This is a genomic window from Paraburkholderia sp. CI2, assembly GCF_014201055.1.
In the GTDB taxonomy this organism is placed as follows: Bacteria; Pseudomonadota; Gammaproteobacteria; order Burkholderiales; family Burkholderiaceae; genus Paraburkholderia; species Paraburkholderia tuberum.
The window spans coordinates 162,048-175,398 of sequence record NZ_JACHDL010000007.1; the positions used below are offsets into that span (position 1 = coordinate 162,048).

12 protein-coding genes and 1 pseudogene are annotated in these 13,351 nt (G+C 65.6%); 5 read left to right on the top strand and 8 right to left on the bottom strand.

From position 1 onward, the window contains the following. Positions 1 to 172 precede the first annotated feature (172 nt). The 3 genes from HDG32_RS12720 to HDG32_RS12730 form a co-directional block, all read right to left on the bottom strand. Entirely contained in the window at positions 173 to 1,783 is a 1,611-nt protein-coding gene (locus HDG32_RS12720) for an FMN-binding glutamate synthase family protein (RefSeq protein ID WP_184067191.1), read from the bottom strand. Positions 1,784 to 2,045: 262 nt separating this feature from the next. Then, entirely contained in the window at positions 2,046 to 3,299 is a 1,254-nt protein-coding gene (gene mnmA, locus HDG32_RS12725) for a tRNA 2-thiouridine(34) synthase MnmA (RefSeq protein WP_184067194.1), read from the bottom strand. A gap of 58 nt (positions 3,300 to 3,357) precedes the next feature. Further along, entirely contained in the window at positions 3,358 to 3,837 is a 480-nt protein-coding gene (locus HDG32_RS12730) for an NUDIX hydrolase (RefSeq protein ID WP_184067197.1), read from the bottom strand. Between the two features lie 251 nt (positions 3,838 to 4,088). Here HDG32_RS12730 and HDG32_RS12735 point away from each other — a divergent pair, with 251 nt between their 5' ends. The 3 genes from HDG32_RS12735 to HDG32_RS12745 are packed head-to-tail and all read left to right on the top strand — an operon-like array spanning position 4,089 to position 7,023. Beyond that, complete coding sequence (locus tag HDG32_RS12735; RefSeq protein ID WP_184067200.1) at positions 4,089 to 5,231, top strand: Re/Si-specific NAD(P)(+) transhydrogenase subunit alpha; 1,143 nt, start codon at positions 4,089 to 4,091, stop codon at positions 5,229 to 5,231. 13 nt (positions 5,232 to 5,244) lie between these two features. Further along, positions 5,245 to 5,571 (top strand): NAD(P) transhydrogenase subunit alpha, encoded by a 327-nt coding sequence (locus tag HDG32_RS12740; RefSeq protein ID WP_018419437.1) that lies wholly within the window; start codon positions 5,245 to 5,247, stop codon positions 5,569 to 5,571. Further along, positions 5,572 to 7,023, top strand: coding sequence for an NAD(P)(+) transhydrogenase (Re/Si-specific) subunit beta (locus tag HDG32_RS12745; protein ID WP_184067203.1), 1,452 nt, complete (start codon positions 5,572 to 5,574; stop codon positions 7,021 to 7,023). Positions 7,024 to 7,075: 52 nt separating this feature from the next. Here HDG32_RS12745 and HDG32_RS36365 read toward each other — a convergent pair. Continuing rightward, a pseudogene (locus HDG32_RS36365) lies at positions 7,076 to 7,165 on the bottom strand (DNA-binding transcriptional regulator); the annotation flags it as partial. A gap of 174 nt (positions 7,166 to 7,339) precedes the next feature. Here HDG32_RS36365 and HDG32_RS12750 point away from each other — a divergent pair. Next, on the top strand, positions 7,340 to 7,591 hold the full coding sequence (locus HDG32_RS12750; protein ID WP_184067206.1) for a type II toxin-antitoxin system prevent-host-death family antitoxin: 252 nt from the start codon (positions 7,340 to 7,342) through the stop codon (positions 7,589 to 7,591). Next, entirely contained in the window at positions 7,588 to 8,007 is a 420-nt protein-coding gene (locus tag HDG32_RS12755; RefSeq protein WP_184003177.1) for a type II toxin-antitoxin system VapC family toxin, read from the top strand. The genes HDG32_RS12750 and HDG32_RS12755 overlap by 4 nt, the downstream gene beginning before the upstream one ends. A 294-nt stretch (positions 8,008 to 8,301) precedes the next feature. On the opposite strand, the gene HDG32_RS12760 is transcribed toward HDG32_RS12755, so the two are convergent. From HDG32_RS12760 to HDG32_RS12775, 4 genes are all read right to left on the bottom strand, one after another. Further along, entirely contained in the window at positions 8,302 to 9,045 is a 744-nt protein-coding gene (locus HDG32_RS12760; protein ID WP_184067209.1) for a YafY family protein, read from the bottom strand. 40 nt (positions 9,046 to 9,085) lie between these two features. After that, positions 9,086 to 9,469: a VOC family protein gene (locus HDG32_RS12765; protein ID WP_184034560.1), complete on the bottom strand. Its 384-nt coding sequence runs from the start codon at positions 9,467 to 9,469 to the stop codon at positions 9,086 to 9,088. A gap of 228 nt (positions 9,470 to 9,697) precedes the next feature. After that, positions 9,698 to 10,984 (bottom strand): class I SAM-dependent RNA methyltransferase, encoded by a 1,287-nt coding sequence (locus HDG32_RS12770; protein WP_184067212.1) that lies wholly within the window; start codon positions 10,982 to 10,984, stop codon positions 9,698 to 9,700. 97 nt (positions 10,985 to 11,081) lie between these two features. Then, a complete protein-coding gene (locus tag HDG32_RS12775; RefSeq protein WP_184067216.1) occupies positions 11,082 to 13,256 on the bottom strand; it encodes a site-specific recombinase in 2,175 nt (724 codons plus the stop codon). Positions 13,257 to 13,351: the final 95 nt, after the last annotated feature.

Genomic DNA, 13,351 nt, shown 5'->3' on the forward strand with positions numbered 1-13,351 from the left:
TTCGGGCATGGGGCCATGCCGCGTGCGCCTAAGCGCGCGAGGGGGCCGTGGAGCGAAGTGCTAAACCCGACATTTTAACGGAAAGGAAGGGGGGCGGCCCGTTTTGCGGGGTCGGACGGGCCGCGATGCGGTTTTTGGGCGACGGGCGACGCGGCAAGGGCCGCGCGCACGTTCAGCTCGCCGCCAGCTCTGCCTTCGGCGAGAACGAATCGCTTTGCGCGATCGGCCAGTACGTCTCGAACAGCGTATAGCGATAGTTGCCGTTGAGTAGGTCATTCGGTTCGAGATATTTGAGCAGATCCGACATCAGCCGCACCTCATGCGAGGACACGCGCCGCACGATGTGATGCGCGCGCAACTCAGCCGGATGCCGGAGCCCGGCGGCCTGGATGATTTCCTGCAACGCGTGCAGCGTGTTGTGGTGGAAGTTGAACACGCGATCGGCCTTGTCCGGCACCACCAGCGCGCGCTGGCGCACCGGGTCCTGGGTCGCGACGCCGGTCGGGCAGCGGCCGGTATGGCAGGTCTGCGCCTGGATGCAGCCGACCGCGAACATGAAGCCGCGCGCCGCGTTGACCCAGTCCGCGCCGATCGCGAGCGTCTTCGCGATATCGAACGCGGTGATCATCTTGCCGCTCGCGCCGATGCGGATGCGTTGCCGCAGACCGATGCCGACCAGCGTGTTGTGCACGAGCAGCAGCCCCTCCTGCAACGGCACGCCGACGTGATCGGTGAATTCGAGCGGTGCCGCGCCGGTGCCGCCTTCCGCGCCGTCCACGACGATGAAGTCCGGCAGAATGCCCGTTTCCAGCATCGCCTTCGCGATACCGAAGAATTCCCACGGATGCCCGATGCACAGCTTGAAGCCGGTCGGCTTGCCGCCCGACAGCGTGCGCAGCCGCTCGACGAATTCGAGCAGCTCGCGCGGCGTCGAGAACTCGGAGTGCGTCGCTGGCGAGATGCAGTCGCGGCCCATCGGCACGCCGCGCGTCTCGGCGATTTCGGGCGTGATCTTCGCGCCCGGCAGCACGCCGCCGTGACCGGGCTTCGCGCCTTGCGACAGCTTCACCTCGATCATCTTCACCTGCGGTTCGGCGGCCTGCTTCGCGAACTTCCCGGCGTTGAAGGTGCCGTCGTCGTTACGGCATCCAAAATAGCCGGACCCGATTTCCCAGATGATGTCGCCGCCATGTTCGCGATGATATTTCGACATCGAACCTTCGCCGGTGTCGTGCGCGAAGTTGCCTTTCTTCGCGCCGAGGTTCAGCGCCATGATCGCATTGGCCGATAGCGAGCCGAAGCTCATCGCCGACACGTTGAAGATCGACATCGAATACGGCCGCGCGCGATCGGGGCCGACGACGATGCGAAAGTCGTGACCGTCGAGCGTGGTCGGCGCGAGCGAGTGGCTGATCCATTCGTGCGCGACCGCCTTCACGTCGATCCGCGTGCCGTATGGGCGACTGTCGACATCGTTCTTCGAGCGCTGATAGACGATGCTGCGTTGCGCGCGCGAGAACGGCTTTTCGTCGGTATCGTCTTCGACGAAATACTGACGGATCTCCGGGCGGATGGATTCGAAAATGAAACGCAGGTGGCCCCACAGCGGGTAATTGCGCAGGATTGCATGGCGCTGTTGGCTCAGGTCGAACACGCCGAGCGCGACGAGCGCGGCCGGCACGAGGATCCAGAACCACGACAGGTGATGCGTCGCGGCGAGCGCGGCACATGCCGCGGTGAGGGCGATTGCGCACCACATGGCCAGATAGCGTCGAGAAAACATGGGGACTCCAGTGCAGTGAAGATCATTGCGGCGGCATCGTCCGCACGGGGGTGCGGGCGGTATCGGTCGCGAGGGAAAACTGGCGGTTGCGGGTCACGGTGCGACGCGGACCGGCGAAGCCCGAAGATAAGGCCTGCGAATGGAAGCCAAGCGTCGCACGCGAAGGTGAAGTGTGTGTGAATGCGCCAGGCGGGGGAAACATGGTGAACGGCGCGAACCTGCCGGAATGGTACGACCCGCCGCGCCCGCCGTTATGCATCGCTCAACGCGCGCCGAGCAGAGCCGCGTTTTGCCGCGGGGTTTGCGGCTCGTCCTGCGCCTGGCCTTGCGGTTGCTTTGGCTTGTGCGCCTGCTTGCGACGCTGCGCGCGGGTTTGCTTCGGCGCCTGATCCTGCGGCAGCTCGGCCGGTTGCCCGGTCATCGCGCGTTCGATGATGCCGCCGCCGAGGCACACGTCGCCGTCATACAGCACCGCCGATTGGCCCGGCGTGACGGCCCATTGCGCGGCGCCGAAGCTCAGTTCGAAGAGGCCTTCACCCGAACCGCCTCCCGCCGAGGCGTTGAACGTGCACGCCGCGTCGGCCTGCCGGTAGCGCGTCTTCGCGCCGCACGCGAAGCCGTCGGCCGGCGGCTCGCCCGCGACCCAGCTCGTGTTGCCCGCCGACAGCGTATGGCACAGCAGCCACGGATGGTCGTGTCCCTGCGCGACGTACAGCGTATTGGTCGGAATATCCTTGCCGGCGGCGAACCAGGGCTCGCCGCTGCCGTCCTTGCTGCCGCCGAGACCGATGCCCTTGCGCTGGCCGAACGTGTAGAACGCGAGGCCGATGTGCTCGCCGACGATCTTGCCGTCGGTGGTCTTCATCGGGCCCGGCCTGGTCGGCAGATAGCGGTTCAGGAAGTCGCGGAACGGCCGCTCGCCGATGAAACAGATGCCGGTCGAATCCTTCTTCTTCGCGTTCGGCAGGCCGATCTGCGCGGCGATCTCGCGCACTTTCGTCTTGGGAATTTCGCCGAGCGGGAACAGTGTTTTCGACAGCTGCGCCTGGTTCAGCCGGTGCAGGAAGTACGACTGGTCCTTGGTATGGTCGAGCGCCTTCAGCAGCTCGAAGCGGCCATCGTTCTCGCGCACGCGCGCGTAGTGGCCGGTCGCGATCGTTTCCGCGCCGAGCGACATCGCGTGATCGAGGAAGGCCTTGAACTTGATCTCGGCGTTGCACAGCACGTCCGGGTTCGGCGTGCGGCCGGCCGAATATTCGCGCAGGAATTCGGCGAACACGCGGTCCTTGTATTCGGCCGCGAAGTTGACCGCCTCGACGTCGATGCCGATCAGGTCCGCCACCGACACCACGTCGATCCAGTCCTGGCGCGTCGAGCAGTATTCGCTGTCGTCGTCGTCTTCCCAGTTCTTCATGAACAGGCCGACCACGTCGTAGCCCTGTTCCTTTAGCAGCCACGCGGTGACCGACGAATCGACGCCGCCCGACATGCCTACTACGACTTTGCGCTTGCTCATAAGGTACTCACTGGGTGCTGCATGACTGCATGGATCTATGGGGCCGCTCGTGACGGCCTTATTGCTTCGGCGCAACCGAATGCGTATGGACGACGTCGAGCGGGAAACGCCGGCCGGCCAGGTAATCGTCGATGCACTGCATCACGAGCGGCGTGCGATGCCGCTCGGGGCAGGCGCGCAACTCATCGGCGCTCATCCACAGCGTGCGGACGATGTCGGGATCGAGCGAACTCGCCGGGTCCGGTTCGCCGCCCGTGCCGCAATAGGTGAAGCGCAGGTACGTGGTGCCCGCGCGGTCCGGCTGCTCGAAGTGGGTCATGTACATGCCGACGAGCGCCTCGGGCGCGAACGGATGCGCGGTTTCCTCGAACGTTTCGCGGACCACCGCTTCCAGCAGCGTTTCGCCCGCCTCGAGGTGGCCGGCGGGCTGGTTCAGGCGCAGGCCGGCGGCAGTGTGTTCCTCGACTAGCAGGAAGCGCCCGTCACGCTCGACGATCGCCGCGACGGTCACGTGCGGCCGCCAGGTTTCCGGTTTCATGGGTGCGCATTTTACCGGTTATGCGCGCCGGCTGCCTGGTGACCGCTGGCAGCCGGTTTGCAGCATGTTCGAGGTGGGATCGCGACCGATCCGTAACAGTTTGGCGGTCTGCCGCGCATTCGCATCGACCCCGATATTTGTGATGTGGCGGTTTCCGGTTAAAGTGGGGCCTGCGTTAGCCGTTGCATGTGCAAGCCGGCGAGCCTCGTCGGCAGATCTGTCGTCAAACAGGAAGTCGAGGAGGAACAACGATGCACATCGGAGTGCCAGCCGAGACGCGCGCGCATGAAACCCGCGTTGCCGCGACGCCCGAGACGGTCAAGAAGTACGTGGCGCAAGGCCACCGGGTCACGCTCCAGAGCGGCGCCGGCGCCGGCGCGAGCTTTCCCGATGACGCCTATACGGCCGTGGGCGCGGAAATCGTCGATGCCGCCACTGCATTCGGCGCAGATCTCGTCCTCAAAGTCCAATCCCCCACCGATTCCGAACTGCCGCTGCTCAAGCGCGGCGCGACGCTCGTCGGCATGCTCGATCCGTTCAACGCCGACAACGCGGGCAAGCTCGCCGCGGCCGGCGTCACCGCGTTCGCGCTCGAAGCCGCGCCTCGCACCACGCGCGCGCAAAGCCTCGACGTGCTGTCGTCGCAGGCGAACATCGCCGGCTACAAGGCGGTGCTGCTCGCGGCGACGCTCTATCCGCGCTTCATGCCGATGCTGATGACCGCGGCCGGCACCGTGAAGGCCGCGCGCGTGCTGATTCTCGGCGCGGGCGTGGCTGGCCTGCAGGCGATCGCCACCGCGAAGCGCCTCGGCGCCGTGCTGGAGGCGTCCGACGTGCGCCCGGCCGTCAAGGAGCAGATCGAGTCGCTCGGCGCGAAGTTCCTCGACGTGCCCTACGAGACCGACGAGGAGCGCGAGGCCGCGCAAGGCGTGGGCGGCTATGCACGGCCGATGCCGCCGTCGTGGCTCGCGCGCCAGTCGGCGCTCGTGCACGAGCGCGCGAAGCAGGCCGACGTGGTGATCTCGACCGCATTGATTCCAGGCCGCCCCGCGCCGACGCTGCTGTCGGTCGAAACCGTGCAGGCGATGAAACCGGGCTCGGTGCTCGTCGACCTCGCGGCCGGCCGCGGCCCCGAAGTCGACGGCCGGCGCGGCGGCAATTGTCCGCTGACCGAGGCGGACCAGGTGGTGGTGCGCTATGGCGTGCAGATCGTCGGCTATACGAATCTCGCCGCGATGGTGCCCGCCGACGCGTCGTCGCTGTACGCGCGCAACGTGCTCGACTTCCTGAAGCTGATTATCGCCAAGGAAGGCACGCTGAACATCGATCTCGCGGACGACATCGTCGCGGCCACGCTGCTGGCTCGCGACGGCCAGGTCACGCGCAACGCATAAGGGGAAGCCGAAGATGGAAGTCATCAATCACACGGTGATCAACCTGATCATCTTCGTGCTGGCGATCTACGTCGGCTATCACGTGGTCTGGAACGTCACGCCCGCGCTGCATACGCCGCTGATGGCCGTGACCAATGCGATCTCGGCGATCGTGATCGTCGGCGCGATGCTCGCGGCGGGTCTCACCGTCGGCAGCGCCGGGAAGTTCTTCGGCACGATCGCGGTGGCGCTCGCGGCCGTCAACGTGTTCGGCGGATTCCTCGTCACGCGGCGAATGCTCGAGATGTTCAAGAAGAAAGAACCCAGGAAACTACCGGCTGGCGGCAAGGAGGGTACGTAAATGAGCCTGAACGTCGTCACGCTGCTGTATCTGGTCGCGTCGGTCTGCTTCATCCAGGCGCTCAAGGGGCTGTCCAATCCGAAGACCGCGCGCGTCGGCAATACCTTCGGCATGGTCGGCATGGCGATCGCGATTCTGACGACCATCGCGCTGATCTCGCGGCAGGCCGAAGCACTTGGCTCCAATCTCGGTCTCGGTCTCGGCCTGCTGCTGTTCGGGCTCGTGATCGGCGGTGCGATCGGCGCGTTCGTCGCCGCGCGCGTCGAGATGACCAAGATGCCTGAACTGGTCGCGGCGATGCACTCGCTGATCGGTCTCGCGGCCGTGTGCATCGCGTATGGGGTGGTGTCGGAGCCGGCCGCGTTCGGCCTCGTCGATCCCGACGTGCCGATCGAGGGCTTCCTGCCGTACGGCAACCGCATCGAACTGTTCATCGGCACGTTCGTCGGCGCGATTACTTTTAGCGGCTCGGTGATCGCGTTCGGCAAGCTGTCGGGCAAGTACAGGTTCCGGTTGTTTCAGGGTGCGCCGGTCGTCTACGGCGGCCAGCATCTGATCAACCTGATGCTCGCGCTCGCGATGCTCGGCTTTGGCGTCCTCTTCTTCCTCACGCAGTCGTGGCTGCCGTTCATCATCATGACGATCATCGCGTTCGTGCTCGGCGTGCTGATCATCATTCCGATCGGCGGAGCGGACATGCCGGTCGTCGTGTCGATGCTGAACTCGTACTCGGGCTGGGCGGCGGCGGGCATCGGCTTCTCGCTGAACAATCCGATGCTGATCATCGCCGGCTCGCTGGTGGGGTCGTCGGGTGCGATCCTGTCGTACATCATGTGCCGCGCGATGAACCGCTCGTTCTTCAACGTGATCCTCGGCGGTTTCGGCAACGAGCCGGGCGCGGCCGCGGGCGGCGCGGCGGAGCAGCGTCCGGTGAAATCGGGTTCGGCCGATGACGCGTCGTTCATGATGGGTAACGCGGAAACGGTCGTGATCGTGCCGGGCTACGGGCTGGCCGTCGCGCGCGCGCAGCATGCGTTGAAGGAGCTGACCGACAAGCTGGTCGAGAAGGGCATCGAGGTGAAGTACGCCATTCACCCGGTGGCCGGGCGGATGCCGGGTCACATGAACGTGCTGCTCGCCGAGGCCGAAGTGCCGTACGACATGGTGTACGAGATGGAGGACATCAACGGCGAGTTCGGCCAGGTCGACGTGGTGCTCGTGCTCGGCGCGAACGACGTGGTGAATCCGGCCGCGAAGAACGATCCGAAGTCGCCGATCGCGGGCATGCCGATCATCGAGGCGTACAAGGCGCGCACCGTGATCGTCAACAAGCGCTCGATGGCGGCGGGCTACGCCGGGCTCGACAACGACCTGTTCTACATGGACAAGACGATGATGGTGTTCGGCGACGCGAAGAAGGTGATCGAGGATATGGTGAAGGCGGTCGACTAGAGCGCTAGCGGTGAATCGGCGTCAGGATCGCGGTGGGTCACCGCGATCCTTCTCATCTGTTCGGCTTCGCGTTCAGATGCCGCAGCAGATCCGCGAGCCGCCTGCCTTCCTGATCCGGATACGTCTCGAGCACTTCGAGATCGCTGGAGGACCACCTTGCGTTGCTCGCTCTCGATCAGGAGAGCGAGCATAAGTGAGCCGCCGTCGGCGGATTTTTCGCGGACGCGAAAGTTTCTCTTTCGGAACTCACAACGTAGTGACTTGTCTACGTTCCTGACATGTAGTAACGTTACTACGTTAGATAGCGGGAGGGAATATGACGATTACGACCTTATCCAGCAGGGAACTCAATCAGGATGTGACCCGGGCGAAAAAGGCGACCAAGGACGGCCCGGTATTCATCACCGATCGCGGCAGGCCCGCCCATGTTTTGCTGAGCATCGAGGAATACTGGCTTCTCGCCGGACAACGTCGCAACATCGTGGACGCCTTGGCCATGCCCGAGGTTGCTGACATTGAATTCGATCCGCCGCGCGTGGATATATCTATCCGGCCGGCTGAACTCTGATGTTTGTTATCGATACGAATGTCGTTTCCGAACTCCGTAAGGGGCGCAGGGCGGATGCCAACCTCGTCGCCTGGGCAAAGAGCGTCGATGCTTCGGCGCTCTTTGTTTCTGCAATCACGATCATGGAGCTGGCAACGGGCGTTTTGCTGAAGGAGCGCAGCGACCCGAGCCAAGGCGCGTTGCTGCGTGCATGGCTCGATGAGCACGTCTTAACTGAATTTGCGGATCGCGTGCTGCCTGTCGATACGGGCGTTGCCTTACGCTGCGCGCGCTTGCATGTACCGGATCGGCGCTCGGAGCGTGATGCGCTTATCGCCGCTACGGCGATCGTTCATGGTATGACCGTGGTGACGCGAAATGTCGCTGATTTCGTAGCAACGGGCGTCTCCCTTGTGAACCCTTGGCAGGCCGCGTGATTTTTCGCGGACGCGAAAAATTTCGCGTCGGGTCAATGCCGGTAACTGGACCTACCGGAATGCGTTTTACCTGCGATAACCGCCTGGATCGCCGGGCACCCCGGCCGTAAGCCTGATGCGGCGGGCTTTCATAGGGAGCTTGACCCAATGACCATCAACGCATCTACATGGACAAGACGATGATGGTGTTCGGCGACGCGAAGAAGGTAATCGAGGATATGGTGAAGGCGGTTCGAGTAGCTCGTTAGCGGTAAACAGACCCTGAGATCGCGGTGCGTCGCGCCGCGATCCTTTTCATATTTTCGGCCTCGCGTTTACGTGCCGCAGCAGATCCGCGAGCCGCCTGCCTTCCTGATCGGGATACGTCTCGAGCACTTCGAGATCGCGCATCTTCTCCAGTCCGAAGTTGCGGAAATCAGCACGCAGCTCGCACCATGCGCCGAGCGTCCAGCGCGCGCCCCAGTACGCGAGCGCGAGCGGCCAGACGCGGCGCTCGGTGTCGGCGCCGTTGGCGTCGGTGTACGCGAAGCGCACCACCTGGCGCGCATCGATCGCGCGATGCAGCGAGTCGAGCTGCGTCGAAAAATCCCCCTTGATGTGAAACGACGGCGCGAAGATCGCGAGCCGTTCGAGCGTCGCGCGCTTGTCGGCGGGCATCGCCGATGCGATTTTGGCCAGCGCGCCCCGCGCGCCGCTCGCGAAGCCCGCGCCGCCCCATGATTCGAGCATGCGCGCGCCGGCGGCGAGCGCGGCGAGTTCGTCGGCGGTGAAGGTCAGCGGCGGCAGACTTGCCGAGCGCGACAGCCGATAACCGATGCCCGCTTCGCCTTCGATCGGCACCCCCGACAATTGCAGATCGCGCACGTCGCGATAGACCGTGCGCGGCGAGATGTTCAGCCAGTCGGCTAGTTGCTGCGCGGTGGTCAGGCGCCGGCCGCGCAGCAGCTCGGCGATCTGGAACAGGCGGTCGGCGCGGCGCGTCATCGTGGGCGTCGGGTAGAGGAGGAAGGCGACGGTCCCGCGATGATAGCGCCGCATGGCGGCCTTCGGTCGGGGCGCAGCGGCTTCAGGTGCGCGCTTAGCCGTTGGTGCGCGAATGCAGGCCGAGGCGGTTGCCTTCGGTATCGGTGAAGAACGCGATATAGCCGATGTCCTGCGGCAGCTTGATCACCGGGCCGTCGGTCTTGCCGCCCGCCCGTTCGATGCGCGCAAGCGCCGCGTCGACGGTGGGCAGCGCGTTCAGGTAGACGGTGACGCCGTCGACGCCGGGCGTCATCGACGGATTGTGGACGATCGCGCCGCCGGTCGCGGGCTCCTCGTAGCTGAACACGGCGATCGGCTGGCCGCCGATCTCCTGGCGATTCAGCGGGGCGTCGAGCGCGGCTTCGTAGAAGCGCACCGCGCGATCGAAATCGACGGACGGGATTTCGAACCAGGCAACGAGTTTGGGCAATGCGGACATGACACTCTCCTTCGGTTGGCAGTAGGCCGTTCAAGCGCCGGATGGCGTGAGAAGGAGTGTGCGGGGGGGCTGCTGACAGCGTGGTGGCAGTAGGGTGCGAAGACGCGACCGCTTCACCCCACCAGCAACTGAAACACGCCGACCACATCGCTCATGCGCGTGGCCTGCTTTTCGAGCGACGCGATGACGACAGGGCGACGACAGCGCGCCGCCCCGCTAGAAACAGCCTCAAGCCGCCGGCGTATCGCCCTGCGGACGCTGCCGCACGCTGCCCGCGATCAGATCGAAGCGGAACAGCCGGCATTCGAGCGCACCGTTGAACAGCGGCGTCTTCGTCGATTCGCGCAGCCGCAGTTGCCCCGGAAGCTTGCGATCCGACGTCAGGATGAACGCATGCCATCCGGCAAAGCGCTGCTTCAACGCATTGCCGAGCAACTGGAAAAACTCGCTGTCCGGCGCTTCTTCCTGAATGCGGCGGAAGCCGTCGTCGTCGCGATTGCCGCGGCCTTCGCGAAGCTCGCCGCGCGCATTGCGGCCGCGCACTTCGATCCGCTCGCCATACGGCGGATTCGCGACGAGGATGCCCGGCGCCGAGCCAGGCGGGGTCATGTCGCGCGCATCGAGCTGCTTGAGCGAAATGGCCGGCAAGCCGGCGCGCTCGAAGTTCGCGCGTGCTTTTTCGAGCATGTCGCCGGAGATGTCGCTGCCGAAAATCTCCAGATCCGCGCCGCGCGAGCCGCGCGCCGCATTTTTCGCCTCGAGCGCGGCGCCCTTCAGCGCTTGCCAGCTCCGCGCGTCGAACTGTTTGAGCTTCTCGAAGCCGAAGCGCCGCTCGACGCCCGGCGCGATGTTCAACGCGAGCTGCGCCGCTTCCGCGAGGAACGTGCCGCTACCGCACATCGGATCGTAGAGCGGCGTGCCGGCCTGCCAGCCAGTCAGACGCAAAATGCCAGCCGCGAGGTTTTCGCGCAGCGGCGCCGCGCCCTTGTCGAGACGCCAGCCGCGCTTGAATAGCGGATCGCCGGACGTGTCGAGGTACAGCGTGCAGTCGGTCGCGCTCAGGAACGCGAACACGCGCACGTCGGGCATCGCGGTGTCGATGCTCGGCCGCACGCCGCTTTTTTCGCGCAGACGATCGCAGATCGCGTCCTTCACGCGCAGCGTCGTGAACTCGAGACTGCGCAGCGGCGACTTGATCGCGGTGACGTCGACGCGCAACGTCTCGTGCGCGGAGAACCACTGCTCCCAGCGCTGCTCGAGCGCGAGCGCGTAGATGTCCTGCTCGCTGCGGTAGGGCCGCTCCGCGATTTTCAGCAGCACGCGGCTCGCGAGACGCGAGTGCAGATTGGCGGCCATACCGGCGGCCCAGCCGCCGCGAAAATGCACGCCGCCCGGTACCTGGGCGCCGGCCGTGAAGGGGGCGCCGTTCAGATGTTTGGCGGCAATTTCGGCGAGTTCGGCCGCGAGCGGAGCTTCGAGCCCGCGCGGGCAAGGAAGGAAGAAATCGAAGGACATTGAGGTTGCCGCAAGGCGTTGGATAAGGCGCTATTGTACGCGGTCGGGGTCGGCGGGCCGGCGCGATTGGCGCGCCGGCCCGTCGTCTGTCCTCGCGCTATCTCGCCTCGCGTCCCGCTTTGGCCGGCCACACGAGTTCCAGCGGATGCCGCCTGACCCGCTGCCAGATCGCCCCGCGCAGCGAGCGCACCGCATTGCGCCGCAAATCGCGCGATTTCACCGCCATGTAGAACGCCAGCGCAAAACTCACCGCGACATTGAGAATCGCCATGCTGCCGACGCCCGCCACCGCCCACCACAGAGTCGGCAGCTTCAGCGCGCTTTCGCCGAGCACGCCGAGCGCCACGCCGATCGAGCCGGCAGACAGCGTCACGTGACGCACGTCGAACTTGAACGTGAAGGCGGTGAGGATCGCCGGCACGAGCCCGAGCATCAGGCCGAGCGTGATATTGCCGACCACGCCCGCGACGTTCGCGCGGCACAAGCGCGCGAGACGGTCGGCGCCGGCCACGCCGAGCGTCATGCGCAGGCGCCGGTTGTAGGCGAGCGCGTCGGCGACGCGATGCAGGATGAACCAGTTGTCCGCCCAGCCCGCGAGCAGGCTGGACGACCACAGCAGCACGCCCGTCAACGCCGCATAGAACGGCGTCGGCCCGATCAGCGAGAACGACTGCAGCGTCGCGATCGCCTTGTCGGCCGAAATGAGGTCGGTGTTGAACAGCGCGTGGTACAGCAGATCCACGCACAGACTGACGGGAAACACCAGCAGCACGTTGCCGAGCACCGCCGCGGCCTGCGTGCGCATCAGTGCGGTCACCGAACTCACGAAACTGTCGACGCCGGCCGGCGTGCCGACGCCGTCGAGTTCGCGCGCGAGCGTCGGCGCGGTCATCGCGGGCTGTTTGGTCGCGAGCGAGAAGTGCAGGAAGTGGATCAGCAGAAAGCTCGCCGCGTAGTTGATGCCGGCGAGCACGCCTTCGAGCATCGCGTGCAGATGGGCGCCGGTGATCGCGAACTTCACGCACACGGTGACGACGGTCACGAGTCCGCCGCCGGCCGCCATGCGCATCATCTTCAGATACTCGGCGCGATCGCGCGTGATGTAGTGTTCGCCGGTGTCCGCGCTGTACTCGACGATCTTGCGCGCGAGCAGCGATGAATTGCTGCGCGCGAGATGCGCGACGCTCTGGCTCGCGTGATTGGCGCGCACGAGTTCGGCGGTCAGGCGCGCGGCCGCGTGCAGATCGTCCTGCGCCATCCAGGCATCGAGCAGATGCTCGGCGCGCTCGATGCGCATGCGCATCCGCTCGACCTGGAACACGATGTCGACACTCACGCCGTTGCGGTACAGATGCGCGAACACGTTGTCGGTTGCGCCGCGGCATTCGTCGAGCAGCAGCCGCAGATAGTTGACCTCGCGTAGCAGCGGCTCCTGCGGGGCGCCCGCCGCGTACGCGTCGTGAGCGGCTTCGACCGCGAGCATCGCGCGGGTGAGGCGGTAGAACGGTTGGCTTTCCATGGCGACGCGCACGCCGTTGACGTCGGTGGTTCGTGCGTCGATTACGCGGTCGACGCGGTCGTCGATGCGATCGCCAGGTGGCGCGACACCGCCCAGCCGGCTGCGCACCGTTTGCGACAGTCCGGTCGAGCTGATCTGGCAGGTCAGGTTGTGCAGCGCGGCCAGCAGGTCGAGCGAGAAGGGCGTGCTGTCGCGTCCGTCTTCGTCGTCGTCGGGCGCGTAGTCGAATAGCGCGTGGATACGCACCAGCAGATCGGTGGGCAGCGTGTCGATCCATTCGGCGTCGGGCTCGGAGCCGAACATCAGCGTGACGATCGCGGTGAGGTCGCGGCGGTTCGGCGCGGGCGGAATCAGCGACGCCTCGATGCGTTCGAACACCGCGCCGAAGAAGCCCGAATGCACCGGCATGCCGGCGTCGCACAGCAGCGAGAGGCCATCGCTTTCGCGCAGCAGCGCGCGCAGGATGCCGGCGACGTTCGCCTTCCACGCGGGGTTGCGATCGAGCACGCGCAGCAGGTAGCGGATGCGCGTATGGGCGGGGTTGGACTGTGGGGCGGCGGTGTCGTCGGTATCCGTCGTGACGGGCCGCATCGTACGGTCGCGGCGAATCCAGTGCGCGAGTTCGATCAGCCACTCGCTGCGTTCCGCATACGGTGCGCTCTTGTCGGCGATCGCGAGCAGGACATCGAGTTGATGGCCGCCGTCGCGCGACGCGCGCCATTTTTTTATCAACCGTGTGATGGAGTCGAACATGGTGTTTTCGTGCAGAGACGCGCGGAATCGGAGGGGCAAGCAGGTATTGCGGATGCGCGTCTGCTGAAGGTGTGCGCTGAAGTGGGTGCGGCCCG

Bases quoted from the DNA above. Each gene is read 5' to 3' on its own strand.
- HDG32_RS12750 (WP_184067206.1), top strand. From the start codon at position 7,340: ATGACGATTACGACCTTATCCAGCAGGGAACTCAATCAGGATGTGACC.
- mnmA (WP_184067194.1), bottom strand. From the start codon at position 3,299: ATGAGCAAGCGCAAAGTCGTAGTAGGCATGTCGGGCGGCGTCGATTCG.
- HDG32_RS12775 (WP_184067216.1), bottom strand. From the start codon at position 13,256: ATGTTCGACTCCATCACACGGTTGATAAAAAAATGGCGCGCGTCGCGC.
- HDG32_RS12740 (WP_018419437.1), top strand. From the start codon at position 5,245: ATGGAAGTCATCAATCACACGGTGATCAACCTGATCATCTTCGTGCTG.
- HDG32_RS12735 (WP_184067200.1), top strand. From the start codon at position 4,089: ATGCACATCGGAGTGCCAGCCGAGACGCGCGCGCATGAAACCCGCGTT.
- HDG32_RS12760 (WP_184067209.1), bottom strand. From the start codon at position 9,045: ATGCGGCGCTATCATCGCGGGACCGTCGCCTTCCTCCTCTACCCGACG.
- HDG32_RS12730 (WP_184067197.1), bottom strand. From the start codon at position 3,837: ATGAAACCGGAAACCTGGCGGCCGCACGTGACCGTCGCGGCGATCGTC.
- HDG32_RS12720 (WP_184067191.1), bottom strand. From the start codon at position 1,783: ATGTTTTCTCGACGCTATCTGGCCATGTGGTGCGCAATCGCCCTCACC.
- HDG32_RS12745 (WP_184067203.1), top strand. From the start codon at position 5,572: ATGAGCCTGAACGTCGTCACGCTGCTGTATCTGGTCGCGTCGGTCTGC.
- HDG32_RS12770 (WP_184067212.1), bottom strand. From the start codon at position 10,984: ATGTCCTTCGATTTCTTCCTTCCTTGCCCGCGCGGGCTCGAAGCTCCG.
- HDG32_RS12765 (WP_184034560.1), bottom strand. From the start codon at position 9,469: ATGTCCGCATTGCCCAAACTCGTTGCCTGGTTCGAAATCCCGTCCGTC.